The 26481-nt window shown below is 71.3% G+C and carries 25 protein-coding genes; 9 read left to right on the top strand and 16 right to left on the bottom strand.

Features of this window, described 5'->3' with window-relative positions; translation table 11 throughout:
• Positions 1 to 4 precede the first annotated feature (4 nt).
• Together AB4K12_RS01535 and AB4K12_RS01540 are read left to right on the top strand one after the other, a co-directional pair.
• On the top strand, positions 5 to 394 hold the full coding sequence (locus AB4K12_RS01535) for a hypothetical protein (protein ID WP_368432386.1): 390 nt from the start codon (positions 5 to 7) through the stop codon (positions 392 to 394).
• A gap of 452 nt (positions 395 to 846) precedes the next feature.
• Positions 847 to 1479 carry a hypothetical protein gene (locus tag AB4K12_RS01540; RefSeq protein WP_368432387.1) on the top strand — a complete coding sequence of 211 codons (633 nt, stop codon included), beginning with the start codon at positions 847 to 849 and terminating at the stop codon, positions 1477 to 1479.
• Between the two features lie 115 nt (positions 1480 to 1594).
• On the opposite strand, the gene AB4K12_RS01545 is transcribed toward AB4K12_RS01540, so the two are convergent.
• Both AB4K12_RS01545 and AB4K12_RS01550 read right to left on the bottom strand, forming a co-directional pair.
• On the bottom strand, positions 1595 to 2713 hold the full coding sequence (locus AB4K12_RS01545; RefSeq protein WP_368432388.1) for a helix-turn-helix domain-containing protein: 1119 nt from the start codon (positions 2711 to 2713) through the stop codon (positions 1595 to 1597).
• A gap of 241 nt (positions 2714 to 2954) precedes the next feature.
• Positions 2955 to 4001 carry a hypothetical protein gene (locus AB4K12_RS01550; RefSeq protein ID WP_368432389.1) on the bottom strand — a complete coding sequence of 349 codons (1047 nt, stop codon included), beginning with the start codon at positions 3999 to 4001 and terminating at the stop codon, positions 2955 to 2957.
• An 82-nt stretch (positions 4002 to 4083) separates the two neighbouring features.
• Between AB4K12_RS01550 and AB4K12_RS01555 the strand changes: the two genes are divergently transcribed.
• Together AB4K12_RS01555 and AB4K12_RS01560 are read left to right on the top strand one after the other, a co-directional pair.
• Positions 4084 to 4503: a MarR family winged helix-turn-helix transcriptional regulator gene (locus tag AB4K12_RS01555; RefSeq protein ID WP_368432390.1), complete on the top strand. Its 420-nt coding sequence runs from the start codon at positions 4084 to 4086 to the stop codon at positions 4501 to 4503.
• A gap of 331 nt (positions 4504 to 4834) precedes the next feature.
• The gene (locus AB4K12_RS01560; RefSeq protein ID WP_368432391.1) at positions 4835 to 6052 is read left to right on the top strand and encodes an RNA-guided endonuclease InsQ/TnpB family protein; all 1218 of its coding nucleotides are present in this window, start codon (positions 4835 to 4837) and stop codon (positions 6050 to 6052) included.
• 27 nt (positions 6053 to 6079) lie between these two features.
• Here AB4K12_RS01560 and AB4K12_RS01565 read toward each other — a convergent pair whose 3' ends face one another.
• The 3 genes from AB4K12_RS01565 to AB4K12_RS01575 form a co-directional block, all read right to left on the bottom strand.
• On the bottom strand, positions 6080 to 6787 hold the full coding sequence (locus AB4K12_RS01565; protein ID WP_368432392.1) for a response regulator: 708 nt from the start codon (positions 6785 to 6787) through the stop codon (positions 6080 to 6082).
• Between the two features lie 169 nt (positions 6788 to 6956).
• The gene (locus tag AB4K12_RS01570; protein ID WP_368432393.1) at positions 6957 to 7640 is read right to left on the bottom strand and encodes an alanyl-tRNA synthetase; all 684 of its coding nucleotides are present in this window, start codon (positions 7638 to 7640) and stop codon (positions 6957 to 6959) included.
• A 92-nt stretch (positions 7641 to 7732) separates the two neighbouring features.
• Positions 7733 to 8845 (bottom strand): DMT family transporter, encoded by a 1113-nt coding sequence (locus AB4K12_RS01575; RefSeq protein ID WP_368432394.1) that lies wholly within the window; start codon positions 8843 to 8845, stop codon positions 7733 to 7735.
• 258 nt (positions 8846 to 9103) lie between these two features.
• Between AB4K12_RS01575 and besA the strand changes: the two genes are divergently transcribed.
• On the top strand, positions 9104 to 10489 hold the full coding sequence (gene besA, locus AB4K12_RS01580; protein ID WP_368432395.1) for an L-propargylglycine--L-glutamate ligase BesA: 1386 nt from the start codon (positions 9104 to 9106) through the stop codon (positions 10487 to 10489).
• 111 nt (positions 10490 to 10600) lie between these two features.
• On the opposite strand, the gene besB is transcribed toward besA, so the two are convergent.
• From besB to besD, 3 genes are read right to left on the bottom strand one after another with little or no spacing between them, the layout of a single operon-like run.
• Positions 10601 to 12145: an L-2-amino-4-chloropent-4-enoate dechlorinase/desaturase BesB gene (besB, locus tag AB4K12_RS01585; RefSeq protein ID WP_368432396.1), complete on the bottom strand. Its 1545-nt coding sequence runs from the start codon at positions 12143 to 12145 to the stop codon at positions 10601 to 10603.
• Positions 12142 to 12915 carry a 4-chloro-allylglycine synthase BesC gene (gene besC / locus AB4K12_RS01590; protein WP_368432397.1) on the bottom strand — a complete coding sequence of 258 codons (774 nt, stop codon included), beginning with the start codon at positions 12913 to 12915 and terminating at the stop codon, positions 12142 to 12144. Before besC ends, besB begins: the two co-directional genes overlap by 4 nt.
• A gap of 40 nt (positions 12916 to 12955) precedes the next feature.
• The gene (besD, locus tag AB4K12_RS01595; RefSeq protein ID WP_368432398.1) at positions 12956 to 13648 is read right to left on the bottom strand and encodes an L-lysine 4-chlorinase BesD; all 693 of its coding nucleotides are present in this window, start codon (positions 13646 to 13648) and stop codon (positions 12956 to 12958) included.
• A gap of 669 nt (positions 13649 to 14317) precedes the next feature.
• Here besD and AB4K12_RS01600 point away from each other — a divergent pair.
• Positions 14318 to 15127 (top strand): proline hydroxylase, encoded by an 810-nt coding sequence (locus tag AB4K12_RS01600; RefSeq protein ID WP_368432399.1) that lies wholly within the window; start codon positions 14318 to 14320, stop codon positions 15125 to 15127.
• A gap of 39 nt (positions 15128 to 15166) precedes the next feature.
• Positions 15167 to 15757, top strand: a complete 591-nt coding sequence (locus AB4K12_RS01605; RefSeq protein ID WP_368432400.1) for a nitroreductase — start codon at positions 15167 to 15169, stop codon at positions 15755 to 15757.
• 33 nt (positions 15758 to 15790) lie between these two features.
• On the opposite strand, the gene AB4K12_RS01610 is transcribed toward AB4K12_RS01605, so the two are convergent.
• Entirely contained in the window at positions 15791 to 16822 is a 1032-nt protein-coding gene (locus AB4K12_RS01610; RefSeq protein WP_368432401.1) for a zinc-dependent alcohol dehydrogenase family protein, read from the bottom strand.
• 389 nt (positions 16823 to 17211) lie between these two features.
• On the opposite strand from AB4K12_RS01610, the gene AB4K12_RS01615 reads away from it, so the two are divergent.
• Positions 17212 to 18084: a universal stress protein gene (locus AB4K12_RS01615; RefSeq protein WP_368432402.1), complete on the top strand. Its 873-nt coding sequence runs from the start codon at positions 17212 to 17214 to the stop codon at positions 18082 to 18084.
• A gap of 36 nt (positions 18085 to 18120) precedes the next feature.
• On the opposite strand, the gene AB4K12_RS01620 is transcribed toward AB4K12_RS01615, so the two are convergent.
• The gene (locus AB4K12_RS01620; RefSeq protein ID WP_368432403.1) at positions 18121 to 19536 is read right to left on the bottom strand and encodes a glutamate decarboxylase; all 1416 of its coding nucleotides are present in this window, start codon (positions 19534 to 19536) and stop codon (positions 18121 to 18123) included.
• A gap of 270 nt (positions 19537 to 19806) precedes the next feature.
• Between AB4K12_RS01620 and AB4K12_RS01625 the strand changes: the two genes are divergently transcribed.
• Positions 19807 to 21231: an erythromycin esterase family protein gene (locus tag AB4K12_RS01625; RefSeq protein WP_368432404.1), complete on the top strand. Its 1425-nt coding sequence runs from the start codon at positions 19807 to 19809 to the stop codon at positions 21229 to 21231.
• Positions 21232 to 21312: 81 nt separating this feature from the next.
• Here AB4K12_RS01625 and AB4K12_RS01630 read toward each other — a convergent pair whose 3' ends face one another.
• From AB4K12_RS01630 to AB4K12_RS01655, 6 genes are all read right to left on the bottom strand, one after another.
• The gene (locus tag AB4K12_RS01630; RefSeq protein WP_368432405.1) at positions 21313 to 21954 is read right to left on the bottom strand and encodes a 50S ribosomal protein L25/general stress protein Ctc; all 642 of its coding nucleotides are present in this window, start codon (positions 21952 to 21954) and stop codon (positions 21313 to 21315) included.
• 116 nt (positions 21955 to 22070) lie between these two features.
• On the bottom strand, positions 22071 to 22925 hold the full coding sequence (locus tag AB4K12_RS01635; protein WP_368432406.1) for a geranyl diphosphate 2-C-methyltransferase: 855 nt from the start codon (positions 22923 to 22925) through the stop codon (positions 22071 to 22073).
• Between the two features lie 170 nt (positions 22926 to 23095).
• Positions 23096 to 24613, bottom strand: a complete 1518-nt coding sequence (locus AB4K12_RS01640) for a hypothetical protein (protein ID WP_368432407.1) — start codon at positions 24611 to 24613, stop codon at positions 23096 to 23098.
• 84 nt (positions 24614 to 24697) lie between these two features.
• Positions 24698 to 25381, bottom strand: coding sequence for a hypothetical protein (locus tag AB4K12_RS01645; RefSeq protein WP_368432408.1), 684 nt, complete (start codon positions 25379 to 25381; stop codon positions 24698 to 24700).
• 165 nt (positions 25382 to 25546) lie between these two features.
• Positions 25547 to 25921 carry a hypothetical protein gene (locus AB4K12_RS01650; RefSeq protein ID WP_086570725.1) on the bottom strand — a complete coding sequence of 125 codons (375 nt, stop codon included), beginning with the start codon at positions 25919 to 25921 and terminating at the stop codon, positions 25547 to 25549.
• 79 nt (positions 25922 to 26000) lie between these two features.
• The gene (locus AB4K12_RS01655) at positions 26001 to 26435 is read right to left on the bottom strand and encodes a roadblock/LC7 domain-containing protein (RefSeq protein ID WP_368432409.1); all 435 of its coding nucleotides are present in this window, start codon (positions 26433 to 26435) and stop codon (positions 26001 to 26003) included.
• Between the last annotated feature and the right edge of the window lie 46 nt (positions 26436 to 26481).

A 26481-nucleotide genomic window follows, 5' to 3' on the forward strand; every position in this document is an offset into this window, starting at 1 on the left:
CCTGATGTCGCTGATTCATTCGACCGACCCTGACTTCCGGATGTGTCAGATCAGCTTCGATACGCTGCTGGCGATTCAATTGGAGGCGGAAGAGCGCGGCTGGGCAACTCGGTGGTCCTCGGTGGACGCACTCCGCAGTCAGGTCAAAGAAGGAAGCGTCGTCCTTCAGTCGCTGATGCGCGAAGAGAGAGGGGGAGTTGTGCGGGCGTACCGATGCCTTCTCCTGTTCTCCACCGTGGATGACGGAGATTCTGGCGGAGTTGCCACGATCGATCTTGATCCGGCGAGGTTCGAATCGTTGGAGCGGCTTGATCGAGACCCGGATGTTCGGAAGGTTCTTATTCGGATGTTCTCCCTTGCGAGCGGCGGGATTTCGATGATCTCGAAGAAATAGCGAGATTTGTCAATTTCCAAGAATCGGCGGAGCGGTTGCAGATCGAGTCGGCGAACTCCCCGTTTCTTCAGGTGAAACGCTGAACTCTGACGCGAGGCGTGGCCGCCCAGCGAAGGAAGAATCCCGCGTCGATAACGGCCTAGCGATAAGTCGAGAGGCCCCACCGGAATGATGCTCCGGTGGGGCCTCTGGGGTGTCTGACGGCAGTAGTTGACGGCAACGTCAGCGGACGGGGGCTGCGCACGGTGGCGGTTCGTCGCCAGAGGTGCCGAGGGCGTCGATGACGTCTCGCTGGAGTTGGAGTCCAACGTGGCTACCGATGGCGGTGACTCCGTCGGCGGGTTTCGCTGTTGGTGGGGGTGCGGCGGATGGTGGCAGTGCCGATCGGCGGTGGACTACCGTCATGCGGGGTTCAGGAAGCCCGACATCAAGATCAGACTGGGGGAGGACTGATGCCAAGCGAGGGTTCGCTCACGCCGGACCGCGACGGGTATCGTGCCATCTGCTCCCGTAGCGCGGCGACCTTCGATCTTGATGCCAGGTTCCCTGATCAGGTCTTCAGAGAGCGTGCGGGAGACTCATTGTTCTGTGAGTTCGACGCGGTTCTCGCTCCGGAAATCTGGTCGGCGCTCTGCGCGATGGCCCGGTGGCACGGAGACGACCACATCGAACTGCTGGTTCTCGAGCCGGACTGTGACGATTTCTATATCCCCGAGGGGTTGGGATACCCGGCGGTCTCTCTGTCCGTCGAGGCCGGTGAGGACGGCTACTGGGCTGCTGTCGGCTTCGAGCCGGACGGTGACGCCCTGGGGTCGATCGCGATCTCGGCGAACGTCGTCGCGCTGACCGGAGCATCCGCAAAGTGGGGGTGCTGGGCTGAAAGGGATCCCGAGGTGGCGGTATTCCAGGGGTTCCCGGACGCGGCCGCGCGCAGTGAATGGGGCGCTCGGTTCGGGCCCTTCCTCGACGTGTCAGGTGCGTTGGAGACGTATCTTCCGATGGCTTTCGGCGGGCGGCCTGTTCCGGACGCGTACGCCGCGGCCCTGACCGCCAACTATGGACCTCCGGGCGGTAGACGGCTGTAACGTCACGATGAAGATGTGAGGCTCCGTCAGGTGATACCTGGCGGAGCTTCGTTCGGAGTGGCGGCAGGCGTCGACGGCATCGTCAGCGGATGATGGCCGCGCCGGGTGAGGCGCCTCAGCCCTCTATCTCGTCCAGGAGCATCCGCAGCGTCCCGCAGTGCTTTTCGCGGGGGAGTGCTTCCAGTGTGGCGCGGGCGTGGGCGTGGCCGCCGGCTTTGTCGCCGGAGCGGGTGAGCATCAGGGCTGTGTGCATGTCGAGGTGAGTGGCGAAGCGGGGGAGGCTCGCGGGGAGTTCGCGGCGGGCCGCCTCCTGGGCCCGTATGGCACGGTCCTCGTCGCCGAGGCGGGCGGAGAGCAGGGAGAGGAAGCCGTTCAGCCGCCAGTGGGTGACCGCGTAGTCGCTGACCTGGGTGCTGGGGCCGGAGGCGTCGAAGACGCGGCGGGCGTGGTCGGCGAGGTCGAGGGCGGTGGCCTTGTCGCCCTGCAGAGCGAGGGCGTAGGCCTTGCCCAGGGTGGCGTTGAGCAGGCCCGCGGAGGGTTTGTCGCTGATGGCCATGGCCTGGTCGGCGAGGACGTTGGCGTAGCCGAGGCCCTTGCCGCCGTAGCCGAGGGTGAGGGCGGCCCGGCCGCGGGTCCAGACGCGGGTGCGTACGTCGCCCGAGCGGTCCGCCGCCTCGGCGGCCATGCGGAACCACGCGACGGCCTTGGACTGGTCGGGCCAGGTGAACGTGGTGGCGTAGAGCGTCATCAGACGGGCCGCCACGGACCACATGCGGTCGTCGTCGAGCTGCTGCTGTACGACCATGAGGTCGTGGGCCGCGCGGCGCTGGATGTCGGCCGCTCCCAGGGACATGTAGTCGGCGCCGTAGGCGGTCAGCTTGTCCTCCCACTCCTGGGGGGAGGGCCCGCCCCGCAGCCGGGCGGTGAAGCCTACGGCGAGCAGGTCCGCCGCCAGCTGGGGTGCGACGGAGGCCGTGGCGACGCCGCCGGTCAGGCCCTGACCGGCGGGGTCCTGACGGGCGGTCTCCTGTTCCAGGACCGCCGGCGGGACGTCGAGCACGGTCGCCAGGCACCGGACGTAGAACGGACCGGGCCGTACCTTGCCGCGCTCCCAGCCGCTCACGTACTCGCGGGTCAGGCTGGTGGCGAAGGCGTCGTTGATCTCGGAGGCCAGCCGGCCCTGACTCCATCCACGCGCCCTCCGCAGCTCCCTGACGACCTCACCCATTGCCACACAGGCCATCTTCCCCCGGAAATCACCCCACGAATGCCACTACGTATGCCACTACCGGGCGGCCGATCGCCCGGAGACAGTGAGAGCGACGGGTGATCATCAGGTCCGGACGTGCCACGGGGGTGTCCGTCCGGGCTCATGGCTCGGGCCATCGCGCCCGTCGCCGGTGCGATGCCCGGGCCACCGCCATAGGAGGGGAGGCGGTGGCCCGGGCACGGCTCGATCCGTTCGATCCGGGGTGTCACACCCCTACGGCCTCCTCCATCTCCTCTTCGGCCTCCTCGGCCCCGGCGGCGGGAGCGGCGGCCGCGGCGGGCGGCGTGGCGCGGCGCCTCTCGACGGCCCAGGCGGCGGCGACGGTCGCCACGCCCGCGGCGAGCCACACGGCGAGCGTGGTCACGTTCCGGCCGAGCCCCGCGTGGCCGAAGTAGACGAGGGAGCGTACGCCCTCGACGAACCCGGCGCCGTTCCAGAAGGAGTGCAGGGCGGCGAAGAAGCCGTTCTGCAGCTCGGGCCGGTAGACGCCGCCCGCGCTGGTGAAGTTGAGCATCACGAACAGCACCATCACGCCCAGCGTCGTCCAGCGCTTGAGGAAGGTGTGCAGGCCGGTGCCGACGAGCAGGATGCCCGCCGAGTACAGCCACGCCATGCCCCACAGCCCCCACAGCCCGTGGTCGACCAGGTGGAAGACGGGACCGGCGAAGGCGGCGCCGATCACGGCGACCACCAGCGACATGCCCGCCGCCAGCACCGCCCGCAGCCGCATCGGCAGCGCCCCGCCCGCGCCGCCTATGACGGCCACGGAGGCGTACGAGCCGATGCTGAGCGCGACCAGCAGGAAGAAGACGCCCTGGCCGGTGGGGTCGCCCTCGGCCGGGGGCACGATGTCGGTCACCTTCAAGGGCGCGCCCTGCCGCGCGGCCACGGGGGTGAAGACCTTCTGCACCGCCATCGCGGTGGTGTCCGAGCCGGCGGAGGCCACCAGCAGCTCGGGGTGGTGCCGGTCCGGGACGTAGGCCCCGAAGACGTCACGGTTCTCGAGCCGGCGGACCGCCTCGGCGCGGTCGGCGACGGTCCGTACGACGAGGCGGCCGTCCGCCTTGTCGTCGATGGTCTGCGCCAGGACCCGGGCGGCGGGGGCCTCGCCGACGACCGCGACGGGCAGCTGGTGCGGCGAGGGGTGGGCGAACGCGCCCAGGTAGGCGAGTCCCATCCCGACGCACATCAGCAGCGGGGTGAGCAGGTGGGTCAGCACGTGTCGCAGCGCGCCACCGGTGGCGGGTTTCATCGGCGCCCTTCCTCGAATGGTTGGTAAATACAACTCCGACTTCAAGTTGTACTATACAACTACATGGCCGAAAGGAACCCCCGTGCCCCCTCGTGACGCGTCCGTGGAGACCATCCAGCGCGAGCTGACCGCTTTCGCGCGCCGTGCCCGGGCCACCGCCGCCCGGATGCACCCGGAGCTCTCGCTCGTCTCCTTCACCCTGCTCGCCCACCTCGAGGACCAGCAGGGCTGCCGGGCGACCGACCTCGCGGCGCACTACCTGCTCGACAAGTCGACGGTGAGCCGCCAGATCGCCACCCTCGAGCGCCTCGGGCTCGTCGAGCGCCGCCTCGACCCCGACGACCAGCGCGTGCAGGTGCTGCACCTGACCGACGCCGGTGCCGCGACCCTCGCCCAGGTCGCCGCCAGCCGCCTGGCGGCCTTCCGTGAGCGCCTCGCCGAATGGGACGAGGACGACCTCGCCCGCTTCGCCGGCTATCTCCTGCGCTACAACGTGGGTTAACCGGGTCTCATCGCGGTGCACCGGGCTTCAGCTCGGTGGTGAAGCGATTCTGAGGAGTGCTCTGACCCGCGCGTGAGCACGGGTCCGCACCGTTGACCTCAGCTCAGGCGGGGCGGTCCTGCTGCTCGATGTACTGCCGCACGATCGACAGCGGAGCCCCGCCCACCGGACCAGCTCGGGGTACTCCTGGCGGAGCCTTCGCGAACTGACGCCCTTCAAGCTGTTGACCAGCTCACGAAAACCAAGTGCGCGTGGACGGCGAAAGTACAGTGACGGCCAGTACGAATGTTCTGATATTCAGGTATAAATCAACCGTAGTACGGTGATCGGCATGCAGCTCCGGTACTCCTTCCGCCTCTACCCGAACGGTCCTCAGCGTTCAGCGCTGGCGAGGGCGTTCGGGTGCGCGCGGGTGGTCTACAACGACGCCCTCAGGGCGCGGGAGACCGCCCGCGCCGCAGGCAAGGCGTTCTTGAAGACCGGAGACCTGTCCAAGCTGCTGATCACCGAGGCGAAGAAGACCAAGGAGCGCGCCTGGCTCGGCGACGTGTCCGCCGTCGTTCTGCAACAGTCTCTCCGGGACCTGGACACCGCGTACCGGAACTTCTTCGACGGGCTGAAGGGCAAGCGCCCGCGCATGGGCGCACCCCGGTTCAAGTCCCGCAAGGACACCCGGCAGGCCGTACGGTTCACCGCGAACGCCCGATGGAAGATCACCACCGGCGGAGACCTGTCGCTGCCGAAGGTCGGCGACGTACGGGTGAAGTGGTCCCGCAACCTGCCCTCGGTTCCGTCAACGGTCACCGTGATCAAGGATGCGGCCGGTAGGTACTTCGCCTCGTTCGTGGTCGAGACCGAGCCGACCACGCTGCCCAGGACGGAACCCGTCATCGGCATCGACCTTGGGCTGGGGCACTTCGCCGTCCTCTCCGACGGAACGAAGACCGACTCCCCGCGCTTCCTGCGCCGGGCAGAGAAGAAGCTCAAGCGCGCACAGCAGAACCTCAGCCGGAAGACGAAAGGCAGTAACAACCGGGACAAGGCCCGTGTCAAGGTCGCCCGCGCCCACGCGCAGGTGGCCGACGCGCGCCGCGAGTTCCACCACCGGCTCTCCACACGGATCATTCGTGACAACCAAGCGATTGCCGTGGAGGACCTGGCGGTCAAGGGACTCGCCCGCACGCGCCTGGCCAAGTCCGTGCACGACGCCGGATGGTCGGCGTTCGTGACCATGCTGGAATACAAGGCCGCCCGGTACGGGCGCACCTTCATCCGGATCGGCCGCTTCGAGCCGACCTCTCAGGTGTGCTCGGCGTGCGGCGTCAAGGACGGCCCCAAGCCCCTCCATGTCCGCGTCTGGACCTGCGGGGCCTGCGGAGCCGTCCTCGATCGCGACATCAACGCGGCGGTCAACGTCGCCAGGGCCGCCGGACTGGCGGTGTCAGCCTGTCGAGCGCAGGTAAGACCGGGATTCGTCCCGGCACAGCGCATTGAAGCAGGAACCCACCGAGACGGTCAGACGACCGTGGTAGGAATCCCCGGCCTTTAGGCCGGGGAGCGGAAGTCAAAACGCGGGTTACGAACCGCCCGCCGGGCGGTAGGGGCCCGCATGGGTGGCCAGGACGGCCGCCTGGATGCGCCGCTCGACGCCGAGCTTGGCGAGCATGCGGGAGATGTGGTTCTTGACCGTCTTCTCGGACAGGAACAGTCGCTGGGCGATCTGACGGTTGGTGAGGCCCTCCCCGATGAGGGCGAGGACGTCGTGCTCGCGCGGGGAGAGCACGGCGAGGCGCTCGTCCTCGGGCTCGGCTGCGTCCGCCTCGGCCTCGCCGCCGCCGCGCAGGCTGTTCATCAGCCGGGTGGTGGTCGCGGGGTCGAGCATGGACTGGCCGGCCGCGACCGTACGGATCGCGGCGACGAGGTCCGAGCCCTTGATCTGCTTGAGGACGTAACCGGCCGCCCCGGCCATGATCGCGTCGAGGAGCGCGTCGTCGTCGTCGAACGACGTCAGCATCAGGCACGCCAGGTCCGGCATGCGCGAGCGCAGCTCCCGGCAGACCGTGATGCCGTCGCCGTCGGGCAGTCGTACGTCCAGCACGGCCACGTCGGGCCGCAGGGCCGGGCCCCGGGTCAGGGCGTGTCCGGTGGTGCCGGCCTCGCCGACGACCGTGATGTCGTCCTCGCCGTCCAGCAGGTCATGGATGCCCCGCCGGACGACCTCGTGGTCGTCCAGCAGGAACACCCGGATCGGCCGTTCCTGGGAGAACGTCCTTGACTGGTCCACTACCGCTCCCTGTCGACGGTCCGCGCGGTCGACGATCCACGCGCACGCGCTGCCACGCTTATTCGATCATGGTCCATCGGGAGGGTGTCACGCCATGGGCCGAACGGCCCCGGCTCGGCCCGGGTCTGCCCCGGCGGTGGGGGCAGGCCCGGGCGGTAGCGGGCGCCGGTCAGGCCGGCGCCGCGTGGTGCGCCTCGTAGCCGACCTTCAGCCGGCCGGACTTGACCTTGATGGAGCGGATGGCGACGTCGGCGAGGCAGCTCAGGTCGGTGACGTGGGTGCCGGCGCAGAACTCCGTCGCGAACCCCTCGATGGTGATGGTCCGCCGCCCCTCGCGCTCGCCGGAGAAGACCGGCAGGGCCTGGGCCATGGCCTTCGCCAGCCCCTCCCGCAGGGAATCGGCCATACGTTCCTTGTCCACTTCCGCGCCGTCCAGCTCGTATTCCACCCGAGCCTGACCGGGAAAGTGATTACTGCCCACATGTCGCACCCCGAAGGGGTCGATCAGCGCGTCGACCAGGTGGCCCGCGGTGTGCAGGGCGGCGAACAGACGGCGTTGTTCGGCGTCGATGGCCGCGGTGACCGCTTGTCCTTCGGAGAATGTGCTCCGATCCTCACCGGACTCGGGCACCAGGTCGAGATAGACCCGTTCCGAGCCGGGCTCACGGATGGGGGATGCGGGAATCCCGTCCACCCAGCCCCGGTCGCTCGGCTGCCCTCCGCCCTGCGGGTGGAAGATGTTGTCCACCAGGGCGAGCCGGATTCCGGCCGCGCTCGGCGTGCTGCTCAGGATCGTGGTCCTGGCCTCGTAGGTGTACGTCCGGGTCAGATAGACGTTGTTCTGCGTGCCCAATGTCCTGGGTGCCTTCCATGCGACTCATGGTGTGGTGCGGGAGAGTGCTCATGGTGCGTCACGGGAACAGGCGGGGGAGGGGAAACAGCGAATTATTTGAATCCCGCCGGCGGCCCTTTTCGCTCGGCCGGGTGTCCCGTTCCCTGACACGATGACGCGTCCATCCGGTCCCGCCCGTTCGCGTGCCCCGAATGGCTCGTCGCATGTCCGTTCGCGTGCCCGTTCGCATGCTCCGGACGGTCCGCCGCGTGCCCGTTCGCGTGCCCGTTCGCGTGCCCGTTCACATGGGCCGGACGGTCCGTCGTGTGCCTGCCGGTCGCCTTGCCGGCGGCGTCGCCGCCGTCCGCCCGGCGCGGCCGCCGGTTGATGAGCGCGACACCCGCGATCCCGAGCACCCCGCCGACCAGGGCCAGCGGGGAGGGCACCTCGTCCAGCCACAGGTACGCGACGACGAGGGCCACCGGTGGTACGAGGTACAGGGCCGCGGTGGAGGAGGCCATGGACAGCCGGGCGACCGCGTACCCCCAGACGACGAAGCCCACGGCGGAGGGGAACAGCCCGAGGAACACGGTGGACAGGAGCGGCGCCGTCGACGCGGTCGCGAAGCCGTGCACCATCTGGGGGAGGAGCGGCAGCAGGAAGAACGTCCCCGCCCACATCGCGTAACAGGCGACCTCGAGGCCCGTGTACCGGACCAGGAGGGGCTTGGTCGCGAAGTGGTAGACGCCCTGGACGACGGCCGCCGCGAGGACCACCCACGCCGAGGTGGTGTATTCGGCGTGGCCTCCGGCCACCGCGATCACCGCGGCGCCGGCGATGGCCACCACGCTTCCGATGACCTTGAGCCGGGTGATCCGCTCTCCGAGGAAGGCCGCGGCCAGCAGCACGCTGAACACCGGAGCCACGGCGATGAGCAGGCTCGCGGTGCCGGCGGGGACGTTGACCTCGCCCCAGTTGAGAAGGACCTGATAGGCGGACATGCCGGTCAGCCCGCAGAGCACGATCATGGGCAGATCCCGACGGCGCGGGATGCGCACGCCGAGGAAGGGCGCCGCGACGGCCAGGGCGACCGAGGCGACCATGAGGCGGGCCAGGGAGAGTCCGGCGACTCCGAAGCCCTCCAGACCCACGCGGATGGCGGGGAAGGCCGAGGCCCACGCGAAGACAGTAAGAGCCAGAGCCCAGACGGCTTTAGAGAGCTTCACGTGCCCGATCCTGTCACCGTCGCGTGTACGGAGCAAATGACCCAGACGCAAATAAAGCGGAGATGGGTATTTTCGAGCCACATCCATTACAGGAAACGCTCGCACTTATTTGCGAGAAGTCACCGGAATGAGTAATTCCGATACCGTTTTCCCTGCCATGCTCGTAACCTCACCAGCAGCACCCTGAGCACCTGGTACCTACGGAACTTGTGCGGTCCGTTCACCACAACCCAGACAAGCGAGGCAGAGCGCTTCCTTATGGCTGATTTCGACTCCACTCGGATTTTGATCTACGCCTTCAACTACGCCGACCGGATACTGCAGGAGGTGCCGTATCTTCGGTTCTCGGCAGAGCGCAGCCTCTGTTTTCTGTGGGACCTCCGTGACCCGGCGGTGCGGGCTGTCGTCATCACGTCCGAGCCGGTCGATCCCTACACGCTCGAGTACCACTTCCGCGACGTCTTCCGGTTCGACGACCGCACGATCGAAAGCGTCCGTGAGCGGCTGACCCTGCTGACGCCGGACTCCCACCAGCTGCGCCCCCTCGACGACCTGGTCCTCGGTGAGGACCGGATCGTGGACGCCCTGCGGAGCGCCGCGCAGGACAGCACCCGGACGACGATCGTCCACTTCATGGCCTCCGACTCGCTCGACGAGCTGGCCCGCAGGGTCGGCGCCGGCCTCGAGGAGGGCAGCCAGCCCTTCGTCACCCGCTGGGGCAGCAAGGGCGGGGGCAAGGAGATCCTCCTGCGCGCCGGCGTCGCGGTGCCCGACGGGTCCGCGGAGGAGTTGCGCAGCGAGGAGGGCGTGCTCCGGGAGATCGAGCGGCTCTCCTCGGGCCCGCGCCGTGCACGGCGCGTCATGGTGAAGCTGAGCGCGAGCACCTACGCCGCGTCGATCGGCAATGTGCTGATCGACTGCGCCAAGCTCACCGACACCGGGAACCTCCTCACCGCGGCCGAGGTGATCCGGATGCCCGCCGACGACTTCTACCAGGAGCTCGCCGAGGGCGGGGCGATCGTGGAGGAGTTCCTCGAGGAGGTCACCTCCTCACCCAGCGGGCAGGGGTACATCCGCGCGGACGGCTCGGTCAAGGTGGTCGCCTGCCATGACCAGGTGCTGTCGGGCGGTCAGTACTGGGGGTGCCGGTTCCCGGCGGAGGAGCGGTGGCGGCCCGTCATCACCGAGGCGGTCAGGCGGACGGGCGCGGTGCTGTCCGAGCTCGGCCACCGGGGCACGTTCGGCATCGACTTCGTGATCGCCGGAGAGCGCGGGCCGCTCGCGGTGGAGATCAACCTGCGCAAGGTCGGCCCCAGCCACGTGCTGCGGTACGCCGAGGCGCTCGTCGGCCGGGAGGTCGACGAGGACGGGCTGCTGCGGCATGCCGACGGACGGCCGGTGTGTTACGTGCACGGCCGGCTGCTCGAACCGGAGGCGCTCGGCAGGCTCGACCCGAGGGCCGCCGTCGAGCGGCTGAAGGCCGAGGGGCTGCTCTACCGTCCGGACAAGGGCGAGGGCGTGGTCCTGCACGTGCTGGGGGCCCTGCGGTCCTGCGGTTTCGTGGAGCTGACGGCCCTGGCGCCCGACTTCGAGGCCGCCGACGCGTACAGCAAGGCGGCGGAAGCGGCCCTGATGCGTGGCTGAGGACGCCTGAGCACGCCTGAGCACGAGGGACCGCCCCCCCGGGCACGGCAGGGGGGCGGTCCCTCGCGTTCAGGGTTGGCGCAGGTGCGTTCAGGATCGGCGCGGGTGCGTTCAGGCCTGGCGCAGGGCCTCCTCGAAGGTCTCCACGATGCGCTCCGGCTCCTCGGTGCCGACGGAGATCCGCATCATGTCCCGGTGCAGCCCCCTGGCGCGCAGGGTGGCACGGCCCTCCGGCGTCGTCAGCAGGTCGTGGTGGGCGATGAAGACCTGGGGGGACACCATGGTGAACTCGGCCCCGAAACTGGGGCCCTTGGTGACCGCCAGGCGGTCGTACACCTGCTCCAGCGGAACCCTGAGGTCCACCATGAGCAGGCCCCCCGGCGCGTCGGGGCGGCGCGCGACCTTGCGGTAGTTCCTCTCGGAACCGGCGCCGTACGCCCAGTCGACGCTCCGGACGACCTTGTCGTGCCGTTCGAGGCAGGCGACGAGGGCGAGGGTGTTGGCGTTCACCCGGTCCATGCGGTCCGCGTAGCCCCGGATCCGGGCGGCCACGCGTGCCGTGTCGCGGTGGTAGGGCTCGTCGCCGTGGCGCGGCAGCTCCCCGCGGAGATCCGGCGCGAGGGGAGAGTCCGGGTTGACCACGACCGCGCCCAATAGGACGTCGGCCGATCCGGTGGCGTACTTGGTGAGGCTCTCGCAGACCACGTCGGCGTGGGAGAGCACGTCGACGTTGTACGGCGTGGCGATCGTCGCGTCGACCACCAGCGCGCAGCCGGCCCGGTCGGCGATCTCCCGCAGGGCGGGGATGTCCGGGGTGCGCAGGCTCGGATTGCTCGGCACCTCCGCGATGATGCCGGCGAGCCGCCCCGCGTGGGCCTCGGCGACGCGGGCGACCTCCGCGAGGTCGAACGGATCGGGGACCGTGACGTGCTCGACGTCGATGACGCGCTTCTCCAGCAGGCTCATGGTGTCGAAGAAGATCCAGCCGAGCTGGAGCCAGATGCGCCGGCCGTTCTCCCGCTGGATCCCGGAGACCGCGGCGATGGTCGCCGCCACGGCGTTCATTCCGCTGTTGTACAGCGAGACGTCCTCCGTGCGGGCTCCATAGGCCTGGGCGAGGACCGTCCTGACGGCCTGGGAGGGCGCGTCCTCCACCGTGTCCTCGGCCTGCCCGCTCTCGATCAGGCCGGCGTCCAGCAGGACGTCCTCCGCCTCGCGCGAGGACAGGTGGCTGCCGGTGTGCTGGACGTACGCACGCACCCGCGCGGCCGCGGAAGCGTCCGGGGAGAGCCGTACCCCGTGCAGGTCGTGTCCGGCGAACACGGCTTCCGGGGGAAGCCCGGCGTACGCCGCGGCGGCTCGTGCGGCGCGTGCCGAGCGGGTCGGGACGAGGCCTTCGCCCGGGCCGGTGCCCTCCTGGGCGAGGAGTTCCGCCACCCGGGTCACATACGGATGGGGACGGAAGCGCGGGTAGCCCCAGGAGACGAGGCGCCGGGTGGCGGGGTCGTCCGACTCGTAGCCGATGACCGTCGCGACGTCGGGGAGGGAGACGGACACCGAGTGGATGGAGCCGGGGACGAGTCGGCCGACGGCCGTGTGCCGCAGGCCGCAGGCCGACTGGACGTCCCCGGACCCACCGGATGCCGCGAGGGTCATGCCTCGAGGCCCACGAGCCGCTGCACGCCGTCCCAGTAGCGCTCGACGAGCCCGAGGAACTCGAAGGCGCCCTCCTCGAACTCCGCCCGTGCGGCCGGAGATCCCACGTACGGGGCGATCGCGTTGAAGACGGAGTTGCTGTGCCCCACCTCGACGTCGATGTGCAGTTGCCAGAAGTGGCGCATGTCCTTGTCGTAGCCCTGGTTGCCCAGACCGTCATTGATCTTGGAGACCATGATGGACGACATGGTCTCGTCGGCGTACAGCGCGCCGAGGGCCTTGTTGATCGGGGATTCGGTGTAGAGGATCCGAATGCCGTCGTTCAGGCGTGTGGTCACCTCGAGCGGCTTGTAATGGTCGAGGTGTTCCTTGTCGATCCCGATCCGGGCGAGGAAGCGGGCGAAGAGGGTGGAATGCGTGGGGTCGCCGCCGACCTCGTCGGCGACATTGAGAATGATCTCCCGGAGGATCATCTCGTCGCGGGTCTTGATCGCCATCCCGGTGATGTAGAACGGGAGATAGCGGAAGAAGTAGTGGCACTCGCTGTACATGAGGCGTTCTTGCTCGGGGGTGAGCCGCGTGGTGCGGTAGGCGTTCAGATACGGGTGTTCGACACCGCGGTGCCCGGCGATGCGGGCGAGCATGCCGTCCAGGTATTCCTTGATCGCGGGGTCCTGGACGGCGATCCGACGGCGGATTCCCGGTTCGACGTGGTCGAAGTGTTCCCAGACGGCCGTGGTCTCGGCGTCCGGAACGTTCAGCTCGGTCATGGGCGTCTCTCTTCGAGGACGGTTCTGGCGTCGGGCAATGTCACTTCTTGATCGCGGACGCCGCCGAGACGTCGGCGTTGTCCCACCACCGGTCATCCGCTTTGAGCTCACGCTTCAGGTCCCGGTCGCCCGCCCAGGTCATGTTCAGGATGATGCGGGTGGCGTCCTCGCGCAGCGGGATCGTGCGGTGCAGCGTGGTGTCGGTGCGCAGGAAGTACACGTCTCCGGAGGCGAAGTAGTAGGTGTCGATGGGGTTTTCCGCGAGGTAGTTGTTGATCCGCGGCGAGCTCTTGTCCCATTCGGTGTGGGGTACGCACTGGAGCAGGCCGCCGATGTCGATCGGCGGCGCAAGGAGTACCCAGATGAGGGCGAAACTGAAGTCGCCCCAGTGCCATCCGTGCGTGTCCCCCCGCTGTTCCTGGCGGGTGATCAGGAACTCCTCGTCCGCCTTCGGGCAGGGATGCAGCTTCTCACCGGCGATGGCCTCGAGAGCGCCCAGCAGCTGGGGGTTCGCGTAGAGCGAGGTCACCAGCTCGCTGTTGCCCGCGATCACCTCGCTGGGCACCACGGACATGGAGCGCCGGGTGTAGCCGGTGGTCTCGAGGCGCAGGTCGCGCCGCTCCGCGTGCTTGTCGAGGAGACGTTCCGCTTCGGCGCGTACCACCTGGCGGGTGTGCGCCTCTAAGAGATCGGTCACGGTGACGATGCCGCGCCGGTGGTATTCATGCGACATGCGGCGGATTTCGCTGTTCTCCAGGTCGGTGCAGACGTTCTTGGGTCCAAGCCCGTTACCGCTCACGAGGGGTCTCCGATGTTCGGCCGGTGAATACGGGATCCGCTGCCTTGATCAAATGCGGTACCTGGTGGAACACACGTCCAGGACCGTAAGTGCGCTTCCTGGACGCGATCAACCACGCGACGAACCGCGAGCGTGAGTTCCGGTCAACTCTGAAGGCGAACTCATCCATGTTCTACAGCCGATCGGCGACGCCCGATAGACGTCGGACCGCACACCTCGAACGATCGGCTTCCGGGAATACGGGCAGGCGGGCGTCCGCGATGCGTCATGACCGATCTTCCGGGCCGCTCACAAGGTCATCCCGCGACCAACGTGGCGCGAATCGCATGGCAGTCGGTGTTTCCGTCCCATCGCTCGAATGATCGCGTCATCGGGGGATCCGTCGCCGCACGGCCCCTACTCGCACGCATGCGCGGCAGGCATACTGAGGTGGCCCGACATCGACCGGGCCACCTCTTCCGCGCCTCGGTGACCACCCGTCATCGGCACCCGATGCGCCACCGACGTCAGGAGCCCGTGCGTCCTCGCGGGCGAAACCGCTGCTCCGCCCTGCCATTTCCAGCCCGGCACCCCCCAGTCCCGACATTCGGATGTGGAGGCATGATGCCCAGCACAGCGCTCGGACCGGAATTCTCCGCCGTCGACGTGTCCGCCTTCTCCAGACGACACATCGCCGATGTCGCGGCGGGCGTACTCGCCGCCGTCCGCATTCCCGGCTTCTTCGGCCGGGCGACCCTGGAACGCATGACGGCCGCGCTGCACCGGCTGCCCACGGTCGACTACTACCCCCAGCGGGTCGCCATGACGAGGTTCGGCCCGGCCCTCAACGACTACCGGACCCCCCAAGGAGTGCTGCGGGCGGACCGCTACTGGCCGGACGCCGAAGCCGCGGAGCGCACCTGGCGGGAGGCCGGCATGGACCCGGACCCGGCCCTGGAGTCGCTGGACATGCTCGGCAGGGCATGGGGCACGAAGGTGACCACCGCCACCATCGGCGGGCGGCCCGCCTTCGTGGGGATGATGCGCGAGATCAACGCGGGCACGCTCCTGCACTACGACGACATCCACCTCGAATACCCGGGCGGCCTCTTCGACCAGGAGATCGTCTCCGAGCTCACCTACAACGCCTACCTGGTGGTGCCGGAGGACGGCGGCGGGACGCGCCTGTGGCAGCACCGCTGGGAGGCGGCCGACGACGTCCACCGTCAACGCTACGGGTACGACCCCCGGGTGGTGGACGGCTGCCGGAACCTCACGATCCGTCCGGGTCGCGGTGACGCCCTGCTGTTCAACCCGAACCACTACCACCGCGTGCTGCCCAACGGGCCCGGGGGCCCCGAGGGCCAGCGGCGGATCACCGTGACGTTCTTCCTCGGCCTCACCCCGGCGGGCGATCTGGTCGCCTGGTCCTGAGTCCGCCCCGCCCCACGACCCGGAAGGAACCGAGGACCCATGGACGTCATGACCGCGATCACCACCCGCAGGAGCGAGAGGGTACTCACCGATCCGGCGCCGAGCGACGAGGAGTTCCACTACCTGCTGCGCGGCGCGGCCACCGCGCCCGACCATGGAAGGCTGCGCCCCTGGCGCTGGATCCTGGTGCGCGGTGAGGCGCGCGCCGCCCTGGCCCGTACGCTGACCCCCAAGGCGCCGCAGGCCGCCGGCAAGGGGTCGCGCGGCCGTCAGGATCCGCCGCTGCGGGCGCTGCTGGTCTTCGCCCCCCTTCCCGGGCACCGGATTCCCGACTGGGAACAGCTCGCCGCCAGTTGCTCCATGACGCACGCGCTGATGATGCTGCTCCACGCCCGCGGCTACGGCAGCATCTGGCGCACCGGCCGGCTGTGCACCAGCCCCGGCCCGCGCGGCCTGTTGCACATGGCCGACGGGGAACGATTACTGGGCTCCCTGGACATCGGTACGTCCCCCGAGGGCCCCCGGCAGCGCAGGCCGCTTCCCGACGTCTCGGACCGGGTCTCCGTCCTGGAGACCGTGACCGCGGCAGGGGCGGCGCGTGGTCTCCGGGAAGCCGTCGGCGCGGAATGAGCGGTGACCTCTCCCGGTCCCCGCGGCTTCCGCTCAGTGGTCCGCCACCAGCACCGCCGCGCCCGTGACGTGGCCGCCCGCCAGGTCCGCGAGGGCCTCGTCGGCCCGGCTCATGCGGTACGGCCGCACATGGACGACCGGGGGGTGCCGGGCCGCCTCCGCGAGGTACGCCCTGCCGTCCGCCCGGGTGTTGGCGGTGACGCTGCGCACGGTGCGTTCCTGGAACAGATGCCGCCGGTACGTCAGGGCCGGGATGTCGGTGAGGTGGATGCCGGCCACCGCGAGCGTGCCGCCGCGGTCGAGCGCCTCGAGGGCCACCGGTACGAGGTCGCCGACGGGGGCGAAGAGGATGGCCGCGTCGAGGGGTTCGGGCGGCGCGTCGCGGGCGTCGCCCGCCGAGGCCGCGCCGAGTTCCAGGGCCAGGTGCCGGGCCCGCTCGCCGCGGGTGAGCACATGGACGGTGGCGCCCCGGGCCGTGGCCAGCTGGGCGGTCAGGTGGGCGGAGGCGCCGAAGCCGTAGAGGCCGAGCCTGCCGCCGGGCGGCAGCTGGGCCCGCTCCAGCGCCCGGTAGCCGATGATGCCCGCGCACAGCAGCGGCGCGAGTTCCTCGTCCGCCGGGCCCTCCGGCAGCCGGTAGACGAAGCGGGCGTCGGCCACCGTGTGGTCCGCGTAGCCGCCGTGGACGTCCCAGCCGGTGTAGCGGGAGGCGGGGCACAGGTTCTCCCGGCCGGCCAGGCAGTACCGGCAGCCGCCGCAGGTGGTCGCGAGCCAGGCGGCGCCGACCCGGTCGCCGGGCGCGAAGCCCTGGGCGTCGGGCCCGCACGCCACCACCCGGCCCACGATCTCGTGGCCGGGAGTGCAGCGCGGCAGGCGCGGCGGCAGGTCGCCCTCCGCGAGGTGCAGGTCCGTACGGCACACGCCGCACGCACGCACCTCGAGCAGCAGTTCCGTCCCGGCCGGCGTGCCCGGGGCGCGGCGCACACGGCGCAGCGGGTGCTCGGCGGCCGGAGCCGGGTGGTCGACCACCCAGGCCGTGCCGGCCTCGGATGTGGTCATCGCGCTCACCTCCGCTCGCTTCCTCCACCGTGCGCCGGGCGAGGGCCCGGGGCAACGCGCGAGGCCGCAGAGCACGGGTGCGACCCCAGGAGACGCATGTGAGGGAAGCGAGAAGGGGGCCGGGCGGACCCCTACGGGAGAACCACCCGGCCCATGCGCGGGCCGCCCGCCCGCCACGAGACTGGGAGCAGCCCGGCCGGACACCCGTCCCGCGCCCGTCCCCGGCCGGGCTCCCGCCGGGCCGTCCGGGGCCGTGAGCGGCCGGAACGCCCGGGGTGCACTCCGGTGGCCCGGCGGGGTACGACGTGCCGGGCCGACACTGGAAGCATCACCTCCCCCGGCCCCGGCAGGGACCGGGCCCGGGGGAGGAGGGGCCGGCACGGACGGAGGCGGTCGCGATGGAGCCCGTACCCATCACCGCGGGGCTGGACGGCTCGGCCGAGAGCCTGGCCGCCGCCCACTGGGCCGCGGCGGAGGCGGCCCGGCGCGGGCTTCCCCTGCGCCTGCTCCACGCCTGGATCCTCCATGTGCCCGAGCCCGCGGACGTCCCGCCCGAGCGGGACCGCGACTACTGGGCGAAGCGCATCGTGCACGCCGCGCACGCCGAGGTCCGCGACCGTTTCCCCGCCCTGGAGGTCACCGAGGACATCGTCGGGGACGAACCCGGCGCGGCCCTGCTGACGGCGGCGGAGGCCTCGGCCATGGTCGTCCTCGGCTCGCGCGGCCTGGACCGCCTCGAGAGCTTCTTCCTCGGCGACGTCGGCCTCCACGTCGCCGGGCGGGCCGAGCGGCCGGTGGTGCTCGTACGGAAGGGCATGGGATCGCGCGTCCCCCCGGCCCCCGACGGCGGAGGCGTCGTCCTGGGCCTGGGGCTGCGCCGCCCGGCGCACGACCTGCTCGACTTCGCGTTCGACGCCGCGGCGGCGCGCGGGGCGCCCCTGCGCGTGCTGCACGGCCGGCCGCTGCCCGTCCAGGCGTACGCGCCCTGGGGCGTCGACCCCGAGGTCGCCCAGGAGATCACCGAGCACGCGGAGCTGGAGGTCAGGCAGGCGCTGCGGCCGTGGCGCGAGAGGCACCCGGACGTCACCGTGATCGACGCCGTCAGCCTGGAGAGCCCCGCCAAGGCCGTCGTCCGCGCGGCCGAGGGCGCCGACCTCCTGGTCGTCGGCCGCCGCCGGCACCGCCCGGCGCTCGTCCCCCGCCTCAGCGCGGTGGCCCAGGCGTGCGTGCACCACGCGCCCTGCCCGGTCGCGGTGGTGCCGCACGACTGAGACGACCGCCGACGGCCCGGCGGCCCGGCCCGCCGGTCAGTGGTGGAACGCCGTCGCCTGCCACTCCGGCCGGTCCAGCGGCCCGGACTGCCGGCGCAACTCGGGCAGCAGGGCGGTGAGATCGGCCAGCAGCAGGTCCGCGAGGTCGAGGGAGAAGCCGTTGCGGCAGACGATCCGCAGGACCGACAGGTCCTCCCGGTTCGGCGGGAAGGTGTAGGCGGGCACCAGCCAGCCGCGCTCGCGCAGCCGGCGCGAGACGTCGAAGACGTCGAAGTTCGTCACGCCCTCGGCCGTGGTGAAGGCGAACACCGGCAGCTGGTCGCCCCGCGTCAGCAGCCGGAAGTCGCCCAGGGCGCCGATGCGTTCGGAGAGGTGGAGGGCCACGTCGCGGGTGGTGCGCTGCACGGCCTTGAAGCCCTCGCGTCCCAGACGCAGGAAGGTGTAGTACTGCGCCGCCACCTGGGCGCCGGGGCGCGAGAAGTTTAGGGCGAACGTCGGCATGTCGCCGCCCAGGTAGTTGACGCGGAAGACCAGCTCCTCCGGCAGCGCCGCCCGGTCCCGCCACAGCGCCCAGCCCACACCGGGGTAGACCAGGCCGTACTTGTGCCCGGAGGTGTTGATGGAGGCCACGCGCGGCAGCCGGAAGTCCCACACCAGGTCCTCGTCGAGGAACGGTGCGACCATCGCGCCGGAGGCGCCGTCCACGTGGACCGGGACGTCCAGGCCGGTGCGCTCCCGCAGGGCGTCCAGGGCCGCGCAGACGTCGGCGACCGGCTCGTAGGACCCGTCGAAGGTGGAGCCGAGGACGGTGACGACGCCGATGGTGTTCTCGTCGCACAGGCCGGCGGCGGCCTCCGGGTCGAGGTGGAAGCGGTCGCCCTCCAGGGGGACCTGGCGCGCCTCGACCTCCCAGAAGTTGCAGAACTTCTCCCAGCAGACCTGGACGTTCGCGCCCATCACCAGGTTGGGCCGGACACCGGCGGCGGGGTGGCGATCGGCGTTGGCGAGCGCCCAGCGGCGCTTGAGGGCCATGCCAGCCAGCATGCAGGCCTCGCTCGAGCCGGTGGTCGAACAGCCGACGGCGGCGGCCGGGTCGGGGGCGTGCCACAGGTCGGCGAGCATCGCCACGCAGCGCTGTTCCAGCTCGGCGGTGCGCGGGTACTCGTCCTTGTCGATCATGTTCTTGTCGGCGCATTCGGCCAGCAGCACCGCCGCCTGCGGTTCCATCCAGGTGGTGACGAACGTGGCGAGATTGAGCCGGGCGTTGCCGTCGAGCATCAGCTCGTCGTGGACGAACTGATAGGCGGTGCGCGGCGGCATCGGCCCGTCGGGCAGGCAGTGCCGCGGCGGCTCGGCCGTCATGTCCCCCAGCGGATCGGCCTCGCCGTAGAAGGGGTTGAGCGCGTAGCCGCGCCGGCCGGCCCCACCGCGCTCGCCCGGGTGCAGCGACATCGCGGACCCTCCTCAGTCGTCCTGCGAGCGGGCGAACCGCTCGGTCGTCACCGTGGTCTCCACCAGCACCGTCCTCGCCGCGATCCCGCGTGCCCGTCCGCCGCGGGTACGCACCACTGTGACCCAGGCCGCCGGAGGCGCCCGGCCAACACGCCGGTGCCGGCGGGGTGGGGCCACCGGGGTAGGGCCACCGGGGTGGGGGCCGCCCCACCCCCTCCCGGGGGAGCGCCGGATGGCGGCCGCGGCCGCCCGGCCGGAACCATGAACGGCATGGCACACAAGGCACCTCACCTCCGGCACCGCACCTCGTCGGCGCTGACCGCGCTCCTGCTGTGCGCGGGCGTCTCCGCGGCCGCGCTCGCGCAACCGGCCGCCGCGCAACCGGCCACCGCCTCCGGGGCCGACGCACGGCCGGCCACGTCCGCGGCGGAGCGGGGCGCCACCGACCCGCTGCCGGCCCTCACCCGCGCCGCGCACCCGCTGCGCACCACCGAACCGGGCGGCGACCTGCGGGACCTGCGGCCGCTGGGGCGCATGGTCGGGGACGTCGGCGTGGTCGGCATGGGCGAGGCCACCCACAGCTCGCACGAGTTCTTCACCAACAAGCACCGCGTCCTGCGCTACCTCGTCGAGGAGAAGGGGTTCACCGCCTTCGCCCTCGAGGCGCCCTGGAGCACCGGGCTGCGCATCGACGACTACGTCGTGCACGGCAAGGGGGATCCGAAGCAGATCATGAAGGAGGAGTTCCAGCGCGACTACAACTTCTGGAACACCCGGGAGTACCTGGACCTCATCCAGTGGATGCGCCAGTACAACATCCATCACGAGAAGAAGGTCCACTTCATCGGCGACGACATCGGCTACGGCGGACCGCGGCTTTACGACGAGGTCACCGGCTACGTCGCCCGCAACCACCCCGGCCTGCGGGCCCGCTTCGCGGAGCTCTACCAAGGGCTGCGCCCGGCGGACGGCACCGGCGTCGGCGAGCACATGCGCGGCTATCTGCAAAAGCCCCTGGCCGAGCGGAAGGACATGGCCGACCGGGCCCGCCGGGCGCTCGAGCTGCTGAGCGAGCAGCGACCGGGCGCCGACCGCGCGGAGTTCGACCTCGTCGTCCAGCACGCCCGTAACATCGCGCAGGTCGCGGGACAGTACGCGTACGACCTGAACGACACCGCCGACGTCACCCGCGCCATGCTCTACCGCGACGAGCAGATGGCCGCCAACGTCGCCTGGTGGCGGCAGCACACGGGCGGCAAGGTCCTGCTCTCCGCGCACAACGCGCACGTGGCCTACCGGAGCGACGACGAGAGGTACCCCAAGGTGCAGGGCGCCTTCCTGCGGGACCGGCTCGGCAAGGACTACGTCAACGTCCGGCTGACCTTCGACGCCGGTTCGTTCAACGCCACGACCGACCCGGAGGAGACGAAGATCGAGGTCTGCACGGTCGGCCCCGCCGATCCCGGCAGCAACGAACACACCCTGGACCGGGTGCCGTACCGCGACTACGTCCTCGACATGCGCACCGCCCCCGCCGCGGCCCGCGCCTGGCTGGACGTGGCCCGGCCGACCCGCAACATCGGCACCGCCTATCCCGAGCCGCTGTACACGACGGCGCTCGCGCCCTCGTACGACATCCTCATCCACCTGCACCGTGTCACGGCGGCCCGGCTGCTGCCCGCCGCGACCTCCTGACGGCGCGACGCCGCCCCAGCCCGGAGCCGGGGCGGCGTCGCGGCGCCTCGCACGGGGAGGAGCCGCCGGGCCGAGGGAGCGTCAGCCCTCGGCGCCCTCCTCGGCGGGCGCCGCCTGCTCGCCCTCCGCGAGGGCCGCCTCCGCGCCTTCTTCCTCCTCTTCCGCCTCCTCCTCGACCGGCTCGGTCTGGGCGGTGACGACCTGCAGGAGAGCGGTGCTGCCGTCGACCGCGAGGGAGCAGCCGCGCGGCAGGTCGATGTCCTCGGCGCGTACGGTGTGACCGGCCTCGAGGCCCTCGATGGAGACGGTGAACCCCTCGGGGATGTGCGTCGCCTCGGCCTCGATGGGCACCGCGCTGAGCATGTGTTCGAGCAGGTTTCCGCCGGGTGCGAGTTCGCCCTCGGTGTGCACGGGCACCTCCACGGTGACCTTCTCGCCCTTCTTCACGGCGAGGAAGTCCACATGGATGAGGAAGCCCTTGAGCGGGTCGCGCTGGACGGCCTTGGGGATGACGAGCTCGCCCTTGCCCTCGATGTCCAGGCGGAGGAGGACGTTCGGCGTCTTGAGGGCCATCATCAGCGCGTGGCCGTCGAGCGCGACGTGTTTCGGCTCGGCGCCGTGGCCGTAGATGACGCCGGGAACCCTGTTCTCCCGGCGGGTGCGGCGCGCAGCACCCTTGCCGAAGTCGGTACGCTTACTGGCATTCAGCTTTACCTCGGCCATGACGGCACTCCTTCGGATGTCGGACGATTCCGCGTGAGTGTATCCAGCCCGGGAAGCCGGACAACCCGTCCGTACTCCGTTCGGCCCAGCCGTCATGTCGCGGGCGGCGACCGGGTCTAGACCCGGTCGGCGGCGATGAGCAGGTACTGGAAGCCGCCCTCGGCGTACGCGGTCAGGAAGGCCTCCTCGATCCCGGTGCGTACGGGCGAGTGGGCGCGCAGCTCCCAGTAGGGGATCGCCTGCGGGGTGAGGTCGACGACCTCGGCGGGGGCGAGGCCGCTCGCGGCCAGCGCCTGGAAGTAGTCGCCGCGGGAGTGGACGCCGCAGATGTAGTGGCGGTCGATGCGGGCCACGGCCGGCGAGCGCCGGCCGTGGGCGTCGTTGGCGCAGCCGGTGACGCACACATAGCGGCCGCCGAGGGGCAGCAGCCGGGAGAACTCCCTGAACAGCGCGGCCAGTTCGACGTACATCGTCGTCTCGTTGGTCCACACGGCCCGGTAGAAGCCGTCGGGAAAGCCGGTGTTCAGCATGTTGCGGTGGTGGAAGCACACCTGGCCCCGGCAACCCCGCTCACGGGACTGGTGGTTGGAGAAGTCGACCTGGTGGTCGGAGAGGGACACGCCGTCCACACGGCACCCGAAGCGCTCGTGGGCCATGAAGCTCGTGCCGCCGCGCCCCGATCCGGCGTCCAGCAGCCGGTCCTCGGGCCGGATGTCGCCGAGGCGGTCGAGCAGGGCGTCGGCCTGGGCCGTCTCCAGCCGGTGCAGTTCGTCCACGATGCGCTGGTCGCGGGTCTCGGGCGGCTCCTCGAGCACGGACGGGTCGTAGGGGCCGAGGCCGTAGTGGTGGTGGTAGAGGTCGCCGACCTCGCCGAGGAGCACGTCGGCGCGGCCGTCCCGGCCCGGGGCCCACCAGGGGGCGGCCGCCGGGCGTCCCGAGGGGGCGCGCCGTTCCTTCCGGGGGATGTCCATGGTGCTGTCCGCTTTCTCTGCTGCGCCGATGAATTTCCGCTTCGCCCCGGTACCTCCTCCACTGCACACCACCCTGGTGATCCGACGGGAGGCGCACTGTGGGGTGAACAGGCGTACCCGGTGCATTCTGTGAGGACCCTGTGCGCCCGCACGCCCCGGCCGGCCGCCCCTCAGTGCGCGGCGTCGGTCCCGGGGCGCGGCGAGAGGAGGACGCGGAATCCGTCGGCCGCCCCGGGCAGGGGCGGCAGCGGCTCGGAGCGCCAGCCACGGGCGTACGCGGGTACGGGATGGTCGCCGTCCACCAGCACCGCCACCGGCTGCCGGCGGGCCGTCCCCGTCAGCTCCGGCACGGTGATGCTGCCGTCGTGCCCGCTCGTCTGACGGGAGGAGCAGCCCGCCCGGAAGGCGACGCGCACGGCCTCCGATCCGGTGACGACGCACGGTGGCCGTACGCCCTGGCGGCGCAGCACGGCCACCACGCGGTCGATGGCCTCGTGGGCGGCGCCGCTGTGGGCGACGGCTCGCCCGAGGACCTTGTACTGGACCGCGAGGTGCCCGAGCAGCGCCAGGGCGAGGGCCGCGGCGACCGGCGCGCGCCACCCCCGGCGGGGGGCCGTGACCAGGGCGGACAGGCACAGCGCCACGGGCAGGGCCAGCAGCGCGTAGGCGGGCAGCAGGAAGCGGGGCGCGGCGTAGTCGATCAGCTGGTACGGGACGGCCAGGCTCAGCCCGACGAGGGCGGGCGGCAGGACGACGGCGAGGCGGCGGGTGCGGGCCGCCACCGCCAGCCCGCCGGCCGCGAGCACCGGCAGGGCGAACCACCAGGCGGCGGTGACGGGGTGACGCCACGGCACGTCGCAGGGCCGGCACAGCGACCGGCCCTCGAGCGCGCGGACGTGGTCGTCCAGGGCGAGGTGGGCGCCCATGCCGCCCTGGATCTCGGCCGCCCGGTGCAGCCGCGCCGCGAGGCCGTCGTAGCGGACGTACGCCTCGATCACCCACTCGGCGCCGCCGAGCGCCGCGCCCGCCACCAGGGCGGCCAGCACGGCGGGGCGCCGCCAGGCCCGTACGCGCACCGCGGCGAGGGCCAGGGGCGCGACCAGTGCCACCGCGTCGCCCGGCCGCATCAGGGCGGTGCCCGCCACGGCGGCCGCCAGGCCCGGCAGGGCGCGGCGGTCGCCAGGGTCGCGCACGGCGCGCAGGAAGCAGCCCGTGGCGCACAGGGCGCCGTAGGCCACCCAGAGGTTGGGCATGGCCAGCGGCCCGTAGAAGAGGGTGATCCACAGGCCGGCGAACAGCGCGCCCGCGGTCGCGAGCACGTGCGGCGGGAGCAGTCGCCGCCAGGTCCACAGGGAGAGCAGCAGCCCGCAGCCGGAGAGCACGGACAGCCAGATCCGCAGGGCCGTGGTGGAGGCCGTCAGCGCGGCCACCGGAGCGACGAGGAGGGTGATGCCCCGGGCGCGGGGCGCGCTGAAGAACGCGGCCGGGGCGTACGGGCCGACCTGGCTGACGTACACCGTCTCGTCCCAGCCGAGGCCCACGCCGGGCACGACCAGGACCAGCTGGGCGACGGTGAAGGCGGCGGCGACGGCCGCGAGCCACGGCAGGGCCGGGGTGTCCGCTCCGCGGCCCGCCGGGATCGCGTCCCGGCGGACCGGGGCGCCGGGAGCGAGGCGTGCCGACCTCATGGGGCCACGATCCGGCGGCCGGGCCCGGCCCGCGACACGGGCCGGGCAGTCGGCCGAACGACCGGGCGCACGCGGGCCGGACGGTCAGCCCAGCAGTGACTGGAGCAGGCCCGTCACCGTGTTGCCGAGGCCTCCGACGACGCTGCCCACCGTGCCGACGAGCGGGTTGACGGCGTTGGTCACGGTGCCGAGCAGGCCGAGCGAGCCGTTCTGGCCGCGGCCCGGGCCGTACTGGTCGCGGAAATGGCCACGGTCGTGCTCGTCGTCGTCGCGGTGGTGCCCGCGGGGGTCGTCGCGGTGGCGGCCGCGGTCGTGGTCGTCGCCGCGGTCGTGCTCCGCGCGGGCCTTGGCGAGGCGGGCCATGGCCGCGACGGCGTCGGTGGTCGCGGTGGCCATCGCGTCGGTGGACGGCCGCTCGGCGCCGGCCTGCCGGGCCAGGCCGGCGCGGGCCCCGCCCAGCTCGCCGAGGTGGCTCTCGACCTTGGCGCAGTACCCGGCCGCCCCCGCTTCCGGTGGCCGCGCGGCCCGGCACCGGGACAGGTCCGCGAGGGCCTGCTTGCCGATGACGTTGTCGTCGATGGCCTTGACGCCGTCACCGGCGGCCTTGCGCAACACCTCGGGGGCCGGCGGGCCGGCGACGCGGGAGCCGGACGAGCCGGGCGGGGGAGAGGCGGGCCCGGCCATGGCCGTGGGACCGGCCACGCCCAGGGCGAGCGCACCGCACACGGCGCCGGAGACGAGGAGGCGGGATCTTCGGGAGGCACTCATGACGTACTCCTTCGAGCGGGGCATCTTCACGATCACCCTGCGGCGGGAGTGGTGTCCCCGCAATCCGGAGGAGTCTGACCGGGCGCCAGTTGACGCGTAATCAGGTGACGAGGCGTCCGGCGGGCGGTTTGTCGACAAGTCAATGATCCGCCCGCCGGAACGGATTCACACCTCCAGTTCGCTCTCGATGCGCCGCAGCTGGTGGCGGGCCATCGCGAGGTTGGCGCGCTTGGCGTCGAGGGCGAGGTAGAGGAACAGGCCCTGTCCGCCGCGGCCGGTCAGCAGCCTGATCAGGTGGTACTGGCCGCCGAGGGTGATGAGGATGTCCTCGATGGTGTCCTGGATGTTGAGCATCTCCATGGCCCTCAACTTGGCCCGTACGACGTCGGTGTTGCCCGCGGCGGCGACGTTGAGGTCGAGCGACTGGGATCCCCCGAGGGTGCCGAGGGCCATGCCGCTGCCGTAGTCGACGAGGGCCACGCCGATCGCTCCGTCGATCGAGCCCATCGCGTCCTTGAGGGCCGCTTCGGTGTTCGCCATGAGATTTCCGCTTCCGTAGAGGGTTCGGTTTTGTGGTGGTATCGATGTGTCGACGGAATCCGGCCCGGCGGGCCGCCCGTCACAGCCGGCCCGGGCGCTCCAGCGCGGCCCCGGCCAGCTCGGCTATCCGGGCGCCCGTTCTGCGCGCCTCCAGGTTCAGCCGGCCCACGTTGGCGTCGGCCGAGGCCAGCAGGGTCAGCACGCAGGAGTTCCCGGCCGCGTAGGTGGCGACGTAGCCGCCCTCGCCGCTGACGATCAGTTCGCGGAAGCCTCCGTGGCCCACGGCGTCCGTCAGCCGCGAGCCGACGCCCAGCGCGGCGGCGGTGAGCGCGGCCACCGGGTCCGCTTCCATTCCGGTGACGAGATGCGCGATCACCAGCCCGTCCGTGCTCGCCACCATCGCACCCGTCAGATGCGGTACCCGGACACGTAACCCCTGGAGCTCGGCGAGCACCTCGGGTGCGGCGGTCATGGACTGCCTCCTTCCGGCGAGCTGTCTCAAAGCGCGCCTCATCATGAGATCGGTGGGACCTGACCGGTGCATGGCACGGTCCCGGGGC

The organism is Streptomyces sp. C36, from assembly GCF_040932295.1.
GTDB lineage: Bacteria > Actinomycetota > Actinomycetes > Streptomycetales > Streptomycetaceae > Streptomyces > Streptomyces triculaminicus.

Coding starts and splice junctions, on each gene's coding strand:
- besA (WP_368432395.1), top strand. CDS start 9,104: ATGGCTGATTTCGACTCCACTCGGATTTTGATCTACGCCTTCAACTAC.
- AB4K12_RS01640 (WP_368432407.1), bottom strand. CDS start 24,613: ATGAGGTCGGCACGCCTCGCTCCCGGCGCCCCGGTCCGCCGGGACGCG.
- AB4K12_RS01615 (WP_368432402.1), top strand. CDS start 17,212: ATGGAGCCCGTACCCATCACCGCGGGGCTGGACGGCTCGGCCGAGAGC.
- AB4K12_RS01550 (WP_368432389.1), bottom strand. CDS start 4,001: ATGAAACCCGCCACCGGTGGCGCGCTGCGACACGTGCTGACCCACCTG.
- besD (WP_368432398.1), bottom strand. CDS start 13,648: ATGTCGCATGAATACCACCGGCGCGGCATCGTCACCGTGACCGATCTC.
- besC (WP_368432397.1), bottom strand. CDS start 12,915: ATGACCGAGCTGAACGTTCCGGACGCCGAGACCACGGCCGTCTGGGAA.
- AB4K12_RS01620 (WP_368432403.1), bottom strand. CDS start 19,536: ATGTCGCTGCACCCGGGCGAGCGCGGTGGGGCCGGCCGGCGCGGCTAC.
- AB4K12_RS01540 (WP_368432387.1), top strand. CDS start 847: ATGCCAAGCGAGGGTTCGCTCACGCCGGACCGCGACGGGTATCGTGCC.
- AB4K12_RS01650 (WP_086570725.1), bottom strand. CDS start 25,921: ATGGCGAACACCGAAGCGGCCCTCAAGGACGCGATGGGCTCGATCGAC.
- AB4K12_RS01645 (WP_368432408.1), bottom strand. CDS start 25,381: ATGAGTGCCTCCCGAAGATCCCGCCTCCTCGTCTCCGGCGCCGTGTGC.
- AB4K12_RS01560 (WP_368432391.1), top strand. CDS start 4,835: ATGCAGCTCCGGTACTCCTTCCGCCTCTACCCGAACGGTCCTCAGCGT.
- AB4K12_RS01635 (WP_368432406.1), bottom strand. CDS start 22,925: ATGGACATCCCCCGGAAGGAACGGCGCGCCCCCTCGGGACGCCCGGCG.
- besB (WP_368432396.1), bottom strand. CDS start 12,145: ATGACCCTCGCGGCATCCGGTGGGTCCGGGGACGTCCAGTCGGCCTGC.
- AB4K12_RS01630 (WP_368432405.1), bottom strand. CDS start 21,954: ATGGCCGAGGTAAAGCTGAATGCCAGTAAGCGTACCGACTTCGGCAAG.
- AB4K12_RS01605 (WP_368432400.1), top strand. CDS start 15,167: ATGGACGTCATGACCGCGATCACCACCCGCAGGAGCGAGAGGGTACTC.
- AB4K12_RS01625 (WP_368432404.1), top strand. CDS start 19,807: ATGGCACACAAGGCACCTCACCTCCGGCACCGCACCTCGTCGGCGCTG.
- AB4K12_RS01535 (WP_368432386.1), top strand. CDS start 5: ATGTCGCTGATTCATTCGACCGACCCTGACTTCCGGATGTGTCAGATC.
- AB4K12_RS01655 (WP_368432409.1), bottom strand. CDS start 26,435: ATGAGGCGCGCTTTGAGACAGCTCGCCGGAAGGAGGCAGTCCATGACC.
- AB4K12_RS01600 (WP_368432399.1), top strand. CDS start 14,318: ATGCCCAGCACAGCGCTCGGACCGGAATTCTCCGCCGTCGACGTGTCC.